Origin of the sequence: Paenibacillus sp. RC67 (assembly GCF_030020805.1) — a bacterium.
GTDB lineage: Bacteria > Bacillota > Bacilli > Paenibacillales > NBRC-103111 > Paenibacillus_S.
Genome location: NZ_CP125098.1, coordinates 6,860,979 through 6,879,034 on the forward strand (window position 1 = coordinate 6,860,979; position 18,056 = coordinate 6,879,034).

The window sequence follows — 18,056 nt, forward strand, 5'->3', positions numbered from 1 at the left end:
CCTGAAAGACTTGAAATATTGCTAGTATACTCCAGTGAGGTATACCCCTCCAGCCGCTGTTGAAACCGTGAACTGAATTAGAATTAAGGTATTTTCACGGATTTCAAAGGCGGACGTAAACTCTTCCGAGGCATACCCCACTTACTTATATCGCATATTTCTCGAGGAATCAGGTTCTTCGACAGATTCAACACCCTTTGTGGGTGTTTTTTATTTACATGCCAATAACTCAAGGCTGCTCCAGCTCTTCAAGGATCATTTTTTGAGATAATGCATTCTATAATCATCGATCGTCAACCCGCCCAAGCTTCCCATTGCTCGATCGTCTTATGGATGATGGTTTCCCCACGCATTCACGATGTGCTGCCTGAGCTACTTGTTCATGGACTCCTTCAGCTTACGTCCAGATACGTCAGGAAGTAGCGATAGTAAATGGAATGTGCTCATGCTTGATCCGTCTCACTTCTCCAGCTCCCTGATCAGTATCCGCTCGAACCACTTCCAGGGCAGCAGCGCTTTGCCCAAAATGGACATTCGCGCTCCTTTTCCTAGCGTATAACGCAGTCGGGGGTACCGGGAACGAGCAATCCTGGCAACGGCATACGCAACCTCTTGAGGGTCATCTGCATGATCTGCCGTGTTCTTCGAATATCTTAGAATGGCATTAAAATACCGGCTATAGGGGGAATCAGCAGGAACCCTTGCCGCCATATGATCAAAGCCTTTATTCCATATGCTCGTCTTAAAGGCACCAGGTTCAACCAGCACCACATGTACGCCAAAGGGAAGCATTTCGAGCCGAAGCGCTTCACTGAAGCCCTCTACCGCGAACTTCGAGGCCGCATAAGGCCCATAGCCAGGGAAGCCGAGTCTGCCGCTAATGCTGCTAATCTGGATCACCTTACCCTGCCTCCGCTCGCGCATGAATGGCAGTACCGCTTGCGTCATCGCGACCAGACCGAAGAAATTCACGTCCATCTGCTTCTCCCAATCCTCCATTGGAATCTCCTCAATGCAGCCTCCAATGGCCATTCCGGCATTATTGACAAGGATATCAATTTGACCGTGCTTATAGATAATTCGGTTGACGGTATCTCCTATTGCGCCATGATCCGTCACATCCAGTGGCATACATTCAATGAATTCAGTCAGCCTTGCTTCCCCTACCTGCTGTATTAGTATGCGATTGTTGGCTGTATCACGCATCGTGGCAACGACTAGATAGCCTTGCCGGGCGAGCTCCAGCGTTGTTAGCATTCCAAAGCCGCTGGATGCTCCTGTAACGACCGCTACGAGTCTATCCCCGTTATTTCTCTTTGCCGGTAAATGTTGACGCGGTTCCAACCAGTATTTCCCCCTTTCTGCCATGTGGACTGAATCTTCTCTCCACCCGCCTAAGCTTCTGAATGCCCAGTGTCCTATTCAACTCGGTGAATTGTACAGATGGAGCGTTGCAGTTCACGCTAGCCCATAACCGATTCAGTGACTCCAAGATGCTGTGTTGGATTGGGTCTGTACTACCGTGCCTCTCCTGCTTTAGCCTTATGGAGATCTCAACCGAATCCAGAGCATGCTGGACAGCCCTATATTCTTCGACCTCTGCGGATGCTGAAATAATCGCCCGGCTGATAAAATCGGGAAATACCGGTACAAGCTCCCCCTCCAATAAGCCTTCCAGATAAAACAGATCGTCGCAGCGCCCTTCTATCCTCTCCAATGCCATATGAGGCGACCCACACGGACAAGGCTCAGCCCGCTCCGTCAATATATCGTTCAGCCGATAACGGACTATCGGCTGTGTCGTTCGGGAAAAATCCGTTATAATCGGGACGAACTTACTCAGGCTCTCGTCCAAGTATTGCTTCTCCACCGCAACGATATCTTCGTTGATATGCAGCGTTCCATGTGCGCACGTAACAGCAAGGAACCCTTCCGTACACTGATAAATTTGGTGTACCTTCTGCCCGAATGCCGCCTCGATTCGTTCACAGTCTAACGGGTCCAGCACCTCGGCCACCGATAGGATTTTGTGCGGCCGAATCTCCAGCCTGCCGCTCTCCACCGCCTCGGCCAGAGCGCGTAAGAGCGATGGCGGCGCTGCAATTATAGTAGGCTGCTGCCGATTTAAGCGGTCCACCTGCTCGGTCAATGGATCGAGCAAGTCGTAAAAGCGGAACTGCAGCCTTCGGCTGCCCACGCTGCCGTACAGATTGCTGTCGGCGCGCAGAAAGAACGCGATCCGCTCATGGTGAAACAGTGAGCGGGGCAGCACTTTGGCGAGGACCGTGCCAGCCCATGCCATACGTTCCTTGGTGCTAACCAGGAACAGTCCCCGGCTGCCGGAGGTGCCCGAGGACATACCGATCGTGATCGATCCGATCATAGGGGTGAAATCCCGGCTCGCCTCGGCCTGCAGTGCCAGAGCGAAGGCCTCCTCCCTGTCCACTCCAACCGTGTTCAACCGGTTGAATTGCTCCATCATTTCCGATTTCTCAATAATCGGAAATTGCCTCCAATCGCTATCAGGGAGTTCTCCCCATAGCTCCTTATAGAAAGCGGACCGGCTTCTTACGAACTGAATATGCCGTTGTATGCGTCTCTCCTGCCACTGCTCTAGCCGCTCACGCGAGGTTCGCCCCATCCGGTATTTGGTCAGAAGGTAATACCACACAATGACCAGCTTCTCCATCATCTCATGTCACCACCTTGTACCAGCATTTCCCACACCTCAGTGCAGTGCGATGGGACAATCCGAAGCTCCGGGCATAGCTTATAAACCTGATGTATCTTAAGAAAAGTTTCCCTATATTGAACTCGATTCGCCATAATGAATCCCGCCATCCAATGAGGAAGAAGCTGCTCACGGTAAGCACGGCTGCTCCATACAGCATCAGCACACAAGAAGTAGGCATGGCTCTTCGAGGATACCATAATCCCAATCTGGCCTGCGGCGTGACCAGGCACATCGACGGCAATGACGCTGCCATCCTGGAAAATATCCATTCCCCGCTTAAACGGAAGCTCCGATGGGAGCTTTATTAAACAGCTCTCATCGATGGGAACGGAACGAGCCTCAAAGTCGTTCGGAAGCAGTCCAGGCAAATACCCCGCGGTCACTGCGCTCCAGCCCTTGCGATAGCGAACAGCCTCATATGCTTCTTGAAGATAAATAAACTCCGCATTTGGAAAATCCCGTAACCCGGCGATATGGTCTGCATGAAAATGAGACAAAATAATGTAACGAATATCCGCTGGCTCAATTCCGCGCTGCCTCAGCTGGTGCACAGCGCTATCCTGCGGTGTGTAATAGACCGGTGTCATCCGACCGTACAACGAATAAGGCCAACGGCTCGTTTCTTCAAAAAAACGTTCCGTATAGCCGGTATCAAAAAGAATGTGCCCTTTCTCAGGGTGCTCAATAAGTGCAAACAAAGCCGGAAAACGGACAGTTCGACTGCTTCCCCCGCGAATGGTCACTCTCTCTTTATGAGTACAATACCCTGCCGCCATCAGAGTAATTTCTGTATCTACTTCAATCATGGTTCTCCTTATACCAAGCGGCATAGGCGTCAATCCCTTCTTTGACCGACACTCGGGGACGGTACCCCAGTTGCTCCCTGGCAGCCGATATGTCGAGCGTCTGGCTCTTGCTTAACAACCCGACCGTATAGCGTGTCAGCAGCGGCTCCTTGCTGCTCCCGGTTAGTCGCGCCAGTCCTTCTATACATCCCGCTGCCATGTAGGCTGCGGGATAAGGAATCCTTCGCGCCCGAACCGGTTCTCCAAGCCGTTCGAATAAATAATTCAGCGCATCAATGAATCGGATCGGTTCGTCGTTCGTTATGTTATACTTTCGGCCCAAGGCCTCAGACGGAGCGGACATACATAACAGCAGCGCATCCACGACATTATGGATATAGGTCAGATCAACGACAGCCTGTCCACCTCGAATCAGTGGAAGCCGCCCTTGGCGATTCGCTTCAATGAGCCTCGGAATGATCGTTGGGTCCCCTGGCCCGAAAATAGCTCGAGGGCGAATCGTCATGACCGGGAGACCTGATTCATATGCTTGATCGATTTCCTGCTCAGCCAGCCGTTTCGTCTCCGCATACCAGTTGGCCGCTTTACGCGGTAAGGGAGTCGATTCAGCGATATGGTATCGGTCGGCGAAATCAAAATAAATGCTTGGTGTAGACACATGAATAAGCCGTTCCACTCCGTTAGCAACACAACCTTTAATCACATTGCGGGTCCCTGTCACATTGCTCTCATAGAAATCATTATAGCTCCCCCATAACGAGGACAACGCTCCGCAATGAAACACCATCTCTTGCCCCTCACAATTTCGGACCATTTGAACAGTATCCTCCAAGCGGGATGGAATGAAGGTAATTCCCCGTTCCGAAAGCTCTGCCCCTATTCGTTCATTCCGTCCCGTTGCCGTAACCTCATGTCCAAGCTTATGCAGAGCAATGGATAGGCTCTTGCCCAGAAAGCCGGTTCCTCCCGTGACTAATACTTTCAAACCATCTCACCGCCATTCCATTCAATATCCTGTGTAGATGCCTCCATGATCGGAATACGTTGCTTCGCTCCCCTGCGCCCATTCCAATACACCAGCCGGAACTGCTGCCAGAAAGGCTGCGGATCGCTAGGCCGAAACACGACGTCTCTGGCGCTCACAAGGAATCGAATCCAATCGGGGAATCGGCGCCACCCGCCCGACGATAACAAACCTGCAAGACCATAGCTAGCCATGGCCACAGTAATCATGGCTCTCTGCTCTGGCCGGGGAGTGACCCGCTTCTGCGGATACACCTCCTGCATAAACAGCGCCTCATCCAACCGATCTTCCACCCTGAAAAGATGAATGCCACTAGTCGCCCTCGGATTGCACTCCAACGGGTACACCGTACCATCCCCCACTTCGATGAAATCGAAGGCAATCTGTCCAGTGAAGCCTTCTTCCTGTACAAATCGTTCGACCCACCGATCGATCCATGGGTGGGAAATAGCTTCGAAGCTGATGCAAGCTCCAATCCCAGCTGTAAATCCCACGGGATATACTGCGTGCGCAGTCATCTGTCCTTGATGGACGATGCTGTAGCTGCAATAGGCAGTGCCTTCTATATACTGCTGCACGACCCAAGGCATATCCGCCGATATAGGCAATGTATTAATTCGTAAGCGTGGCTGCCATCCGTCGGGTGTCACTTCCGCTATAATAACCTTACTAGAAAACCGGGAAAACACCGGTTTGAACACCCACTTCACAGCAGCGGCCTCACCCGTCGCCTGCCGGAGGCTCGCCTGCTCAGCCTCGTATTCCATAAATGTGTGGCAGTCCTGCTGCGAGGTTAACAGTTGTGTCTTAGGTATTGAAAATCCAATCTTCTGTACCCGCTGCATGAACTCCCATTTGCTATGCAGCCGCCGCAGCCTATCCAGCGGTTCCACAAAGACACGGCAAAGTGAACTCAGCTCCGACAGTCCGCCTGCAACGTAGAATAACTCCTCGCACATGGGCAGCAGCCATTCGATCCGCTCTTCATTAATAATTTGCCTCAAAGCACCCACATAGGCTTTAGGATTTGCCGCAGGCTCCGGCACTAGGTAACAGCGCTGAATTGCCCTCGATTGCCGACACAGATGCTCTGGGCAGCTTTCTGCCATGAAGATCCAATGACCGTTCGCTGCCAATTGTCGAGCCAAATCCAAGGTTGCCGGCGCACGCCCTCCGGTGAGCAGAACACGCTTGCCACTCGACGCTTGCTGTCCATTAATAGTCAAGGATCATCCCTCCGACCGACAAGCCGGCCGATGTCCCAAGCAGCATGACCCTCGAACCACGGGTGATCCGCTTCTCCCGGATGGCTTCATGCAGCCCCATTGGAATTGAGGCAGCGATCGTATTACCATGCGTTGGGGTAATGAACATAAGCTGCTCCTGGGAAATATTCAGCTTCCTGCTGATCAGCCGCATGGCCATCGCACTTCCTTGGTGTGGCACGACTACTTGGATTTCCTTCATCGTACACCCTGCTTCTTTTAATAGAGAAGTTACAAAACCAGGAAGGATACGCGATGCCAGCTTATAAATCCCCTGTCCGTCCATCTCGAACAGAAATGCCTCTTCCTCCTGCGCAGACAGGGCATGCGCTCCCGTACCGCCACCGCGAATTTGTGATAGATGGGCTCCATGACTATACGTCTTCATAGCGGAGCATAGAATACGAGAGCCCTCCCGCTCCTCCGCCGCTTCGATGATGACCGCAGCCGCCCCATCGCCGAACAGCGCTGCGCTCTCTTTATGCGACCAGTTGAGTCCGATGGAGGCAATCTCCGTCGAGACCAGCAGAATGCGGCGGTATCTGCCGGAAGTTACCATATAAGACATCACATCGAGACCGGTCAAGAAGCTAAGGCAGGTTGAATTGATGTCGAAGGAGGGAACTCCGGAATGCTCCTGCCCTAGTGCTTTTTGAATAAGCGCAGCTGTACTTGGAATCGGCTGCTCCATCGTGCCGCTCGCGCATACAAGGCAATCGATGTCGCTGAATTCTAAGCCAGCCTGTTTCAATGCCTCCTGTGCAGCAAACGCCCCCATCTGGGAGGCCGTTTCATCTTCAACGAAATGCCGACGCTTTACGTCCGATTTTTTTTCAACCCATCCTGCGGGAACCCCCAGAATCTGATCCATCTCTTCCGCAGTTACGATCCGTTTAGGCAAATATTTACCTGTACCTATAATTTTAATGTTTCTAATCTGCATACTTAAACCTCCTCATGCTTACGCATCTCTATCCACTATTAAACGTAATAGAGGAGCCACGATACATGATTGCTTGTCGAAACTTGCTATACCTATTGTAATATATTCCTGAAAAGCTAAAAGTACTATTTTTATATAGTACCTTCAAATTACTCTCCTGATTTTCATTTTGATTTGCAACCTTTCATCCTGCATAAGAGTCCACATAGGATTTTTTTACCTTTTTTAGTTTGCATTCACAAAGAGAATCACTGTCCTGCGGGCTCATCGAGTTGTTCATGATCTGGATTTCTACGTACTGGCTAACGGGCAAAAGAATATAAAAGGAAAAGATCGTTTCGGTGCGTTATTCGCTATGAAGGACCACCAGCGAGCGGATGAAATTGGAGCGTGGATTCGAACCCATATGAAGAGTGAAGGGGAGCCTAATGGAGGATGGCTCATCAAATCATATGCCTGATTTAGATTATAAGTTGCTGTGAGCGGTCGAATGTACTGATATCTCCACAAAATAAATAAGCCGCAACGAATCCAATCGTCATCGGCTTGTCGGTGGCATGTATGATTCAGCCAGGCTGTCATGTTTGTTTATTTTGCAGGTGCTGTAGCCGTCGTAGAAGTTCTTAGTTGTTCATTGAGCTGAAGAAGGATTTCAAACTTGCCAAATCCATTGCCTTTACCATTACCTTTACTGCCTAAGCTAATCGGTGGAAACATGCTAACGCCTCCTTACAATTAAATGGTATAATCCTACATTAACACCCGAAATTGAGCCGGTCAAACGAAAATCGCAATTCAGTGTCATATTTCACCAAATTATCGATTCAAGTAGTGCAAGAGCTGAGAAAATTCCGTTGAATATATATTTTCAGTCCCATGATATCCCTCATGCGTGGCTATAACCTGAGCAAATTTGGAATAGAGCCGGTTCAAATAAAGATTCTCAGAGAGGGCATGAAACTGGAAAAGCTTTACTTCAGGATTCTCCTCGGCCATCTGGTTCGCCAAATAACGAAAGCCTTGAATAAAAATACGGCTGCTGCGGTAGCTCTCCTTCACTATGACAGAGTCAACGAAAGCAATCTCTCCATTGGGGTTCGCCCCGTGATCTTTATCCATATAGCGATAATGACCCCAGCCAATTAGAGTCCCGTCGTCATCCTCAATTAATATAATATGGGATTGCTGAACAAACTGCAGCACATGATCTACCGTATCGTACAAAGTAAATGCACTTGTGAAGTCCTTCCGATTTTGAATGAAATACAGTGTAAACCGGGCCAAATCCTCATCGCTCTCACACTGTCTGAAATGAGCAAGCATCGTCTAGCCTCCCTCCTATCTTAATCCCTTGTCCAACCATTAAAAATAGTGTATATGACGATACTTCGCAGCATAAGACTGCCAATCCTTCAATACAGCACAATATTCGTCTATCGTCCCGAAGGCAGTGTCGCGGGATGCTGTCAGCTCACCCAGCTTCCCAAACAATCTACGCAGCCCATCATCAGCAGGCGCCCAGAAACGAAGCTCAGTAACTCCTTCATCCAGATGAGCTAAATATTGCGTCAAATACTGAAGCCCCTCCAGGAACAGACGCGTTTGGCGATGCCCCTCAGCAATATAGGCAATTTGGATTTGAACGATGTGCGTATCCTGATACTGCTGCTGACCTGTGCCAAAAATGAACCCCAGCGCCCCAACGATTTCATTACTTTCCTCATCAAAACATAGAATAGCATCCTTCTTCATAAGTACCGGACTTGCAATGAAGCTAAGCGATACAGGGAATGAATAGGGGAGCTTCAGGTTACTGTAATGCTGGAGCAAAAATTCCAGGTACATCTCCTGATATCTCTCCATGGCACAAACCGAAAAATAATAACCCATACCGTTGCTCAGACCTCCGTTCCTATGACTTTTGGTGAATTATACCATGATCTGTTATATAACTGCATTACTTTCGTCACAATTCGATAGGTCATGAAGCCTAAGCTCAAAAGAGCACCTGCCTATAAGGGCAAGTGCTCCAAATCATACTTTTATTAAGCAGCAAACGAACCTTTGAGCTAGACTATCCGATATACTCTACGATACATTCTGCCTCCGGGTTCGCCTGCGTCACATTCGAGCCCGCCACGAGCTGAAGACTGCATCTCTCAGCTGTATCACAGCGGAAATAGAGATCCTGCTTCAAAAGAAACCCCTGGGAATGATTCGCTGCCGTTAACGTAGCCAACACAGAAGGCGTAGCTTCCGTCGTTTGTACCGTAAAGGTTGCCGCACCTGTAGAGGTTACAGCCCCTGCAGGCGACTGCAAGAAGATGTTAACGATACGGGCATTGACCGGCACATAGAACCCTATCGTCGTCGAGGCTGAATACGGGAATTTGCCGTCGGCTCGTTTCACCGAAATGGCAGTTCGTTTGGTGATGCCGAAGGAGCTTTTCTGGAAGCCGTAATCGCATTCCCATGATTTGCGGGAAGGATCGCCCTGCCCCCGCGTATTCGTAAAATGAATCGTCGGCGTTCCGCCTGCATTCGTATTCCCGCCTTCCGCCGTAAACACGATAAAGTCGGATGGACTCGTATGCTGGTTGATTTCACAGTTTTCGTAGACGATATTGTGAGGGTATTGGAAGCTGTTGACCCTATACATGTATTCGTGCTTGCCGAGCAGCCGGCAGTTATCGAATTTGATGATGGGCATTTTGGTATTGTTGCTGTAGAACGTTGCAACCAGCTCCGTGGCGGCACGCAAGGGGACCGAGCTCGAAGTGTCTACATTAACAAACGAGACGATGCCGGCGCTCCACTCGCAATAGATCAGCTTGCTGTTGGCGTTGCGATGCTCCATTCTCGAACCAATACATAGAAAACGTTCCACACCATAGGAATGCGTAGCACCGAGCAATTTGAAAAATGTGCCTGCATTTGCTCCTATGTGAATGTAGCTTCCGCCCCATACGGTAATATTGCCGCCTTTCTCGAAATGGAGAAAGTCTCCTTCCTGCACCTCAAAGTTGCAGGAATAGAAGTTGTAGTTCAAGAACTGGTCCGAGCCCCCAGCCGAGGGAACGTAGACACCTTTCGTGCAGGTTCCCGCCCAATCCACTTCACGCCAGTTCATTTCGCTGTTCGTGTCCGTACCTTCCAAATGGAACGTATACCCCCAGCTTCCGCGAAAGCGAATCCTTTCGAACGTCCAGCTCTGCGGCTGACCTGTCGAGTAGGACCGCATAAAATGATTGCTTGTGCTGGTAGAGTAGAATTCAATATCGGAGATGGAGCAAAACTGCCAAGCGTTATTGTTGTTGGCCAAATACGTTCCTGTAGCAGAGGGGCTGTAAATGACTTGGGTAATGCCTGATCCGGCACCCTGGATATGCAATCCCACCGTACTCGTCGTGTAGCTGCTTCGCAGCAGGGATTCCGGCTGTGTGATAAGGTAGGAACCCGGTGGCAGGAACAGACTGACTCGGCCGAGCTTGCTTCCCGTCGATCCTGGGGCAGGATTCGTGACCGCCTTGCTCTCCGCATAAGCAATCGCCGCCTGGAAAGCCGCTGAATCATCCGTAGTGCCGTTGCCGACGGCCCCGAAATCCTTGATGCTGACCCACTCGCGCAGCTTGTCCCCAGCCGTACGGGTGGTCAAGCCTGCTGCTTGCAGGAAGGAAACATCATCCGCATCTACAGTACTAAGAAGCTGAGCGTTGGTTGACCCGTATACCGAATCCGTAACAGACGGCTGATTGCCAGTCAAAGCGTTGGCTACGCCATTGTTCAGCAATACGCCGGTCATGGCAGCAGCGCCTGTCATCCCGATAGCCGTCAGCACTTCCCGACGACTCATCCTTTTGTCCTTCTCTTCGGAATCTTTGTTCTTATCCATTACTATCCCTCCCAAGATTTAGTAAAGGTAATCTCAACAAGTCAAGTTACTTCTGTAGTTCTCTGAAGACGTGATAAACAGCCTCCGCAACACCATCTCCAAAGGTGCCTGCTGCTAAATAACCGCGTGTGGGGTGAATTCGGGCCTTCACCTCCTCTTCGGCATTGCCGGGAGCGGCAGCCCTGAACCCGAAGCCCCCGTCCAGCATGGATAGATCATTGCAGCTGTCTCCTATGACGAGTGCCTCCTCCGTGGGAATTCCAAGCGTTTGACACGCTTGAGCCAACACAGGGCCTTTGCCCACTGTCGAGTGGCGAACGCACACACCCGCAACATTGCGCACCGTATAGTACGGCAGCTTGCTTTGGAGCAGCCAGTCGGCTATAACCGTCTCGCCTGCTCTGGCTGTGTCGGCGCTGCTGAACAGCACCTCCACGAAACCTCTGCCTGCTTCTTTCGCCTCTTCACACCGCCGAGAGGCAGTATCGATCTGCGACAGCTTGCCTTCCAGTAAAGCGGAGACGCCAGGCATAATGTCAGTGAAATGTGATCTTTCGATGCGTTCCACCTCTTCATTCCACTCCGTCTCCGGCTTGTACTTGCCCTCATCATCCAGCAAGTGAATCAAGCGCTCCTCGGATACGATAACTTGGGGCCAGCCCTCCTTTTCCGGAACAATCCCTTCACGATGAAGCAGCTCCATAATGAACGGCAAATCCCTGCCTGTTACGATCGCAATATGCATTTGGCGAGCTGCCGCCTGACGCAAGGCTTCCACCCCAGATGATTTGAATCCATATCTGCCGACCGTCCCCCCAAGCAACGTTCCATCCAAATCCACCGCTATCAGCTTCATGCTCCTGTAAGCTCTCCTTTCAGTCTGATCAAGTATTGGCCAATCGCTACAGCGTAGCGCAATCCCTCTTCCCGCAGAGCATTCGGCAGAACACGAATCGATTGATGTGTCTCATAAGTCAAATCTCCCTTGTAATCTATATCGTGAAGAGCCGACATTACCGAAGCCCATTGAATTGATCCTTGAAAAGGGAGCAAATGCTGATCCTGCACTCCATCGTTGTCATTAATATGAGTCGCTTTGAGCCTATTGCCGAATTTGCGTATTTCGTTCGGATGAATTCCTTGTTCATGCGCGTGGCCTGTGTCCAGACAGCCACCGATCAACGGATGATCGAGCGCATCGATCAGCTCTATCAGCTCATCGAACAACGCGCAATACGTTCGACGGACCGCATGAGCCCGAGCCGGACGGTCATAAAAATTTTCCAAAGCAATGCCGACTCCCGTATGTTCCATACTAGGAAACAGCTGCTGAAAAAACTTCACATTAAACTCCTTCGCCTCACGGTTCGACTCCCCCTCTACCGAGACACCGCTGGAGTGAAAGACGACCCATGGCACCCCGAGAATGGAGGCTGTTTTTAGCGACCTTTTGGCAAGAGTCAAGAACGAATCCGTATCAAGCCCTGGCACCATTTGCTGGAACAATCGTCCATGCACCGGCCCATGCATTTGAGTAAAACGCAGGCCGTTCTCGTCCGCTACCTGGCGAATGCGATGCGCCCATGCCTCTTCTTCCTCCCAGGTCTTGGTCATAACGTCCTTCTGATGATCCCAGTAATTGAAATCCAGTGCTTCAAAGCCTGCTGCTTTGCAGACGGGGATCGCTTGCTCGTAATCGGTTCCGAACACATTTAACGATGTGGAAATATTCATTGTAGATTATCCTCCTGAATCATTTCGTTCCCTGCGACTGAATATATCGGGTAAGTTCTTCCTCCGCCTCCCGTAAGGCCGTGTTAACGTCCTTTTTATCGGCGATGTAGTCGAGGAACGTCTTTTTCAAAATCTCATTTCCCTTGGAGTGGTACATCGAGAACGGCGGGGCGTAAGCCGGGCTGCTTTTGAAAATGCCCTGTAAGTTTTTCCCTTTCAGCATAGGCAGACCGGAACCGAACGTTTTCCTAATCTCCGGATTGGACAATGCGGAAAGCTTGCCCATGCTTGAGCTTAGACTCTGTACCTCATCCGATAAGAACACCTCAACGACTTTCATCGCATCCTCCTTATGCTTGCTCGTGCTGGTTAGCATAACCACATTCAGGTCGTACATCCCGTAGGTGTTCGGCAATTCCTTGTAGCTCGGGTACTGCACCAAATCCCAGTTCAGGTCCGGGGTTTTCTCCAGCTGGTCGAACATATTGACCGTCCCTACCATGGCGAGCGTCTTCTCTTTCGTAAAGCGACCAGTGCTAATTTTGCCTGGATTATCCGGACTCGAATAAAGCTGCTTCCCCAAGTCGAACGCTTTCTTGTAGGCGTCACTATTCACCAATACCTTGTTGGTCTTGCCGTCTACGGGAACCAGGGATAACGGGTACGTCAATCTGGAAAGGGAGTCCATATCGAAGCCGCTATACTGCACCCCGTCCTGCATACGGGACATCTTGCGTGTGATTTCGACCGTATCCTCCCACGTCATACCATCTTTGGGGTAAGGTACTCCGAACTTGTCGAACAAGTCCTTGTTGTAATAGAGCGCATAAAACTGAATTTGGTAAGGAACCCCGTAGATCTCGCCTTTGTCAGACAACTCCTTGATCGTTTCCATGGCTTTCGGGTCGAACCGACCGAAGTCGAAGCCGGCCTTGCGGGCGTAGGGCGTCATATCCTCGAAAATACCGTACTGCTTGTTCCCATTGATATTGCCGTTCCACATCAGAATCAGATCCATATCCTCTTTGGCGGCTATCGTGCTTTCGAATTGCGTCGCATTTTTGGCTAGCATTTCGACCGTGATGTATGGGTATTTCTTCTTCACAGGCTCTGCGATCAGCTTGTTAAAGTCAGACTCCGACATCGGATTGTAAGGAAACAGCTTCAACGTCACCGGATCAGGATCTTTGATCTTCGGCTTATTGTCTCCTTCCTTCATGCTTGGTTCCGGACCTCCGCATGCCGCCAACGCCAACAGGGTGAATACGGTTCCACAAACGAGTGCGAGCTTTGTTTTCATGGACCAAGCTCCTCTATACAGAAGTGAATTACTGTCCTCATTATCCGTCATATCCGTGGCGGTTAGGAATATCAAATGGTAGGCTGTTTTTTAGCAATTTGTAGGGAAACGATTAAAGAATTGTAAAGGTGGACCCGTGCAGCAGATGAACTATGTAGTTTAGATTAAGTACTTCCAGAAAAAAGAAAAGTAAGTTATCATGTGAATATAAAGCGCTTACAGTGCGGATTATTCAAGAAACGGCAGGTGGTTTCGATGCAAGAATACACCCACGAATACGCCGAAAGATGGATTCATGAGACCGATGCCTTCGACAAGAGCAGCGGACTCTTCCTTCTACATATGGGACATAACATCGCTAAGCCGGATTACAGCAATGGCCCTCGGCAGAAGGCGCATTACACTATACATTTTGTAAGGGAAGGACGTATCCAGTTTATATACGGTGGTAATGAGGTGGAGCTAGGCAAAGGCGATATGTTCTGCATGTTCCCCCATACGTCCTATACGTATCGGGTCGCTCCTTCCGAATCCCGCTTGAAGATGATCTGGTTTGCCTTCAACGGCAGCCAGGTACCGGAATTAATGACGATGGCCGGATTCGCACCGGACAACACCTATCAACGCAAAGTCATCGATCCCGATTTGGAATCGATCTTCCACCAAATGACCCAAATGCCCAAGAACCTGACCAAGAAGCAATTGGTACTCTGGAACAGCCTCATGTACCGTATTTTCGCTAAGTTCATTCCTGAGCAAGTACCTACAGCAGCCCCTCGCACACCGGATTTCTGGTTGAGAAAAAGCTTGGACTTCATTCACACTTGCTACGCCGAGCAAATCACCGTCAACGATATCGCAGCCTACGTCAGCATCCATCGCACGCATTTCTCCAAAACCTTCACGGAACACGTCGGCGTCCCGCCCGTAAAATATTTGCAAAATGTTCGACTGGACAAAGCGACCCAACTGCTGAAGCAGACGTCACTATCGGTTACGGAGATCGCTCTGACGGTTGGGTATCCTGATCTTTTTTCGTTTACGAGGGCTTTTACGAGGCAGTTCGGGGTTTCGCCTAGCCGGGTTAGGGGGTGAGTGGGATCGGCCATGCGGATGAAGGATTCCTATTTATTCATAGTTAAAAACAACCCCATTATTCATATCACCCCTCCCCCGTCTTTTATCACTATTACCATTATATTACAATTATGTACTACCTAGACTGTACGAAAAGGCTACTCCACCGAATGAAAATCCTCCATATGCCGCTCAACATGACGCATAAATAAGCGGTCCAGGCTGTTCAAATTCTCATCCCTGTACATGAGAAAGATTTGATTCAGCGGGAACGGGTTGTGCTCGATCGGAATCGCGACCATCTCTCCTGACTCGATCTCCGTCTGCATATACAGTGGACAGGACAGGAAAATACCCATCGTGCTTTTAATCCAAAATTTGATTAGCTGCAAATTATTCGTTTCATAATGCGGGTCGTACAGCATATTCAAATCCTTGAAGGTCATGTCGATTTTTTTCCGATAGAGGCTCTCGGCTTCATAGAGAATAAGCCTCTCTTTTAGTACCTCCTGCAAGCTGAGCGCATCCCGTCCTGCATAAGAGTGTTCCTTTGAGATAACGGCGTAGGCCGAGTGAGCGTAGAGCAGCTTAAAGGTAATGCCAGGGTCATTGGCTGTATAGCGGGTAATGCCGATTTGAATATGCTTGCTCTTGAGCATTTTGATCTGCTCTTCTGTAGAGTAGCAATGTACCTTCAGCGCGATGCTCGGATGTACAGCCATGAAGCTCTCCAGAATAGGAGGCAGAATCGTACCTGCAAAGGAGTTGTTACAGCCCAGAGACAGCGTACCGGTCAATCCCTGCTTCAGATGTTCGACGGCCTCACGGCCTTGGTCAAGCGAGGTCAGTGCACTTAAGGCATGGGGCAGGAAAGCATTGCCTTCCTGTGATAGCCGGACCGTTCCGTTCACTCGTATAAGAAGCTGCTTGCCGAGTTCTCTCTCCAGCTGCTTAATTCGATGTGAAACAGTAGGCTGAGGCAGGTACAGTTTCTCGGCTGCTTTCGATATGCTCCCTGTACGATATATGGTCACGAAGGTTAGAATTTGATCGAATGTCATGTGACGCCGCCTTTCCCGAAATAATCCGATCATCTATTTAGCAGCTGAAGCCGCCTAAAGGATATTCAAAAAATGAATAAGGTCATTCATTTTCGATCATTTACTTGTCTTCTCATCCTTCATAGTATATAAACTACGGGGATTTTCCTTTGTAGGATATACCTATAAGCTCACCAATACAAGAGATAGATACAAGATAAAGAAAGGTGACTTGCTATGAATATGGAAAAAGCGGTGCGGGCAGTCGGGATTTATGGCGGCGGTATTTTTTTCGGAGTGATGTCGGTGGCGCAGCCGTTTTTTACCTTGTACGCGGAAGCGCTGGGCGCATCTACGGCATTAATCGGTTTGATTGTCACTCTTAGAGCGCTGGTGCCTATGTTTATCGCCATGCCGATCGGTCAAATGATTGATACGCTCGGTCCAATGAAGATGACGAAGATAGGCTGTCTGCTGCTTATCGTTTCCTTGGGGCTAACATCCTTCAGCACGACCTTGCCCATTCTTGCGATCTCCCAAGTACTCCTTGGGACTAGTATGATTATTATGGCTTCTTCGCTTCAAGTGCTGGCATCGGATGGGGAGCAGGACAAAGCGCTGCGCAACAAAAATATTAATCGTTTCTCGATGTGGAACTCAGCCGGCAATATGGTGGGCCCCCTGCTTGGTGGAGTAGTAGTAAGCTATTTCGGCTCCTCCTTGTGGAGCTATCGGTCCGCTTTTATGGCGTCGCTTGTGGTATGCGTCATTTGTTACATCCTGATTCTACTAATCCGAAACCCGAGCGATTCCGGTACGCGGGGCAAAACAAAGGAACTATTTCAACCTAAAGAAATGCTGAACAGTTATGTGAGCGGCATTCATCTGACGCGTCACCGTGGGGTTCAGTTTGGCTTAGTCGGCACGTTTCTGATCATGTTCATTCAAGCGCTATACGGAAGCTTTATTCCGCTCTACCTGAACAGTCACGGCTACTCCGCCTTCGTCATCTCTTCGATAATCTCACTGATGGGGTTGTCCGGGTTTGTATCACGCTTTTTGCTCGGGCGGCTGATGAAGCTGGCGACGTTAGAAACCATTCTTATCTTCGCCGGCTGCATCGCTTCCGTCTGCCTGATCTTCATTCCTGTCGCTTCCCTGCACTTTATCGGGATCGCCATCCTTACCTTTCTGCTAGGCAGCTCCATCGGTATGAATTTGCCGGTCACGATTATGATTATGGTAGAGGAAACGAAGGAAACTGAGCGCGGCAAAGTGCTGGGACTGCGCCTCTTGACGAATCGTCTATCTCAAATGACGGCTCCAGCCATGTTCGGTCTGTTGGGTCAGGCGTTTGGCCTCACGGCAGCCTTCTATACCGGCGGAGGCATTCTGCTGGCTACGATGCTGGGCTTTGCGGTATACAGCTCGAATCGGGTTTCACCTGCAAAGAGTGAAGCGATCGCTGCTTCGGCAGAAGAAACCACCAATAGAATTTAATCTTCAAGTAACGAATCACGATTGATGGCCTGGTAGGGGGAGTATTGGGTGCGTCCGTTCCTCTTCTCATGGGTATGAAGCTAGAGGGCAGCTTTTCACAGGCTGGGAACCTCTAGCTTTTTTTAACGTTCCTTCATTGATTTAAAGAATCGATAAGAGGCTTGTGAACTTATATCAACAAAATAATGATCTGCTGCCAGCCATGTAGATAGCTCGGATACTTTGGGTATATCATAGCATCCGCCTTTGTGTGTAAATGGTTACTCTATTTCATTACCCTGGAGTAAGATAGTAAACTTGACGAAACTAAGTTTCAAAATATTCAGTCATTTCCGACACAGATAAAGTCGCTTATAATGTAAGATAGTTTATGGAAAGGGGTATGATCCTTTTGTTGTATGAGCTACGAATTTATCATATGCATTCTGGAAGAATGCAGGCTATTAACGACCGATTCGCTAACTTCACCCTGCGTATTTTCGCTAAGCACGGCATGCAGGTGATTGAGTTCTGGAAGGATCTGGATGACGAGCATAACCGCCTCTATTATGTCATGGAATACGCGGATATGGATGAGAGGAATCGGAAATGGGAAGCTTTCCGCAATGATCCTGAATGGCAGCAAGTAAAGCAGGAAAGCGAGAAAGACGCCCCTATTGTAGAAAAAATCGAAAGCATCTATATGAAACGCGCGCCTTATTTTCCGAAATAACAAGACCGTCACTAATAAAGCACTATATC

At 49.6% G+C, this 18,056-nt stretch carries 17 protein-coding genes; 3 read left to right on the forward strand and 14 right to left on the reverse strand.

What is annotated here, in order from left to right:
* Window positions 1–459 precede the first annotated feature (459 nt).
* From QMA13_RS31075 to QMA13_RS31135, 13 genes are all read right to left on the reverse strand, one after another.
* Entirely contained in the window at window positions 460–1,344 is an 885-nt protein-coding gene (locus tag QMA13_RS31075; protein WP_282937503.1) for an SDR family oxidoreductase, read from the reverse strand.
* Window positions 1,307–2,692 (reverse strand): F390 synthetase-related protein, encoded by a 1,386-nt coding sequence (locus QMA13_RS31080; RefSeq protein ID WP_349254186.1) that lies wholly within the window; start codon window positions 2,690–2,692, stop codon window positions 1,307–1,309. The genes QMA13_RS31075 and QMA13_RS31080 overlap by 38 nt, the downstream gene beginning before the upstream one ends.
* On the reverse strand, window positions 2,689–3,540 hold the full coding sequence (locus tag QMA13_RS31085; protein WP_282937504.1) for an MBL fold metallo-hydrolase: 852 nt from the start codon (window positions 3,538–3,540) through the stop codon (window positions 2,689–2,691). Before QMA13_RS31085 ends, QMA13_RS31080 begins: the two co-directional genes overlap by 4 nt.
* On the reverse strand, window positions 3,533–4,525 hold the full coding sequence (locus QMA13_RS31090; protein WP_282937505.1) for an NAD-dependent epimerase/dehydratase family protein: 993 nt from the start codon (window positions 4,523–4,525) through the stop codon (window positions 3,533–3,535). The genes QMA13_RS31085 and QMA13_RS31090 overlap by 8 nt, the downstream gene beginning before the upstream one ends.
* Entirely contained in the window at window positions 4,522–5,790 is a 1,269-nt protein-coding gene (locus QMA13_RS31095; protein WP_282937506.1) for an ATP-grasp domain-containing protein, read from the reverse strand. Before QMA13_RS31095 ends, QMA13_RS31090 begins: the two co-directional genes overlap by 4 nt.
* Window positions 5,780–6,772 (reverse strand): beta-ketoacyl-ACP synthase III, encoded by a 993-nt coding sequence (locus tag QMA13_RS31100; RefSeq protein WP_282937507.1) that lies wholly within the window; start codon window positions 6,770–6,772, stop codon window positions 5,780–5,782. The genes QMA13_RS31095 and QMA13_RS31100 overlap by 11 nt, the downstream gene beginning before the upstream one ends.
* A gap of 588 nt (window positions 6,773–7,360) precedes the next feature.
* The gene (locus tag QMA13_RS31105) at window positions 7,361–7,489 is read right to left on the reverse strand and encodes a hypothetical protein (protein ID WP_282937508.1); all 129 of its coding nucleotides are present in this window, start codon (window positions 7,487–7,489) and stop codon (window positions 7,361–7,363) included.
* 99 nt (window positions 7,490–7,588) lie between these two features.
* On the reverse strand, window positions 7,589–8,095 hold the full coding sequence (locus QMA13_RS31110) for a GNAT family N-acetyltransferase (RefSeq protein ID WP_282937509.1): 507 nt from the start codon (window positions 8,093–8,095) through the stop codon (window positions 7,589–7,591).
* Between the two features lie 39 nt (window positions 8,096–8,134).
* On the reverse strand, window positions 8,135–8,662 hold the full coding sequence (locus QMA13_RS31115) for a hypothetical protein (protein ID WP_282937510.1): 528 nt from the start codon (window positions 8,660–8,662) through the stop codon (window positions 8,135–8,137).
* Window positions 8,663–8,846: 184 nt separating this feature from the next.
* On the reverse strand, window positions 8,847–10,664 hold the full coding sequence (locus QMA13_RS31120; protein WP_282937511.1) for a glycosyl hydrolase family 28-related protein: 1,818 nt from the start codon (window positions 10,662–10,664) through the stop codon (window positions 8,847–8,849).
* 46 nt (window positions 10,665–10,710) lie between these two features.
* Complete coding sequence (locus QMA13_RS31125) at window positions 10,711–11,520, reverse strand: HAD family hydrolase (RefSeq protein WP_282937512.1); 810 nt, start codon at window positions 11,518–11,520, stop codon at window positions 10,711–10,713.
* A complete protein-coding gene (locus tag QMA13_RS31130; RefSeq protein ID WP_282937513.1) occupies window positions 11,517–12,398 on the reverse strand; it encodes a sugar phosphate isomerase/epimerase family protein in 882 nt (293 codons plus the stop codon). Before QMA13_RS31130 ends, QMA13_RS31125 begins: the two co-directional genes overlap by 4 nt.
* A 19-nt stretch (window positions 12,399–12,417) precedes the next feature.
* Entirely contained in the window at window positions 12,418–13,698 is a 1,281-nt protein-coding gene (locus QMA13_RS31135; protein ID WP_282937514.1) for an ABC transporter substrate-binding protein, read from the reverse strand.
* A 255-nt stretch (window positions 13,699–13,953) separates the two neighbouring features.
* On the opposite strand from QMA13_RS31135, the gene QMA13_RS31140 reads away from it, so the two are divergent.
* Entirely contained in the window at window positions 13,954–14,793 is an 840-nt protein-coding gene (locus tag QMA13_RS31140) for an AraC family transcriptional regulator (protein WP_282937515.1), read from the forward strand.
* Between the two features lie 140 nt (window positions 14,794–14,933).
* Here the strand turns inward: QMA13_RS31140 and QMA13_RS31145 are convergent, their stop codons facing one another.
* Window positions 14,934–15,836: a LysR family transcriptional regulator gene (locus QMA13_RS31145; protein ID WP_282937516.1), complete on the reverse strand. Its 903-nt coding sequence runs from the start codon at window positions 15,834–15,836 to the stop codon at window positions 14,934–14,936.
* Window positions 15,837–16,052: 216 nt separating this feature from the next.
* Here QMA13_RS31145 and QMA13_RS31150 point away from each other — a divergent pair, with 216 nt between their 5' ends.
* Window positions 16,053–17,315 carry an MFS transporter gene (locus QMA13_RS31150; protein WP_282937517.1) on the forward strand — a complete coding sequence of 421 codons (1,263 nt, stop codon included), beginning with the start codon at window positions 16,053–16,055 and terminating at the stop codon, window positions 17,313–17,315.
* A gap of 391 nt (window positions 17,316–17,706) precedes the next feature.
* The gene (locus tag QMA13_RS31155; RefSeq protein ID WP_481858059.1) at window positions 17,707–18,027 is read left to right on the forward strand and encodes an NIPSNAP family protein; all 321 of its coding nucleotides are present in this window, start codon (window positions 17,707–17,709) and stop codon (window positions 18,025–18,027) included.
* Window positions 18,028–18,056 lie beyond the last annotated feature (29 nt).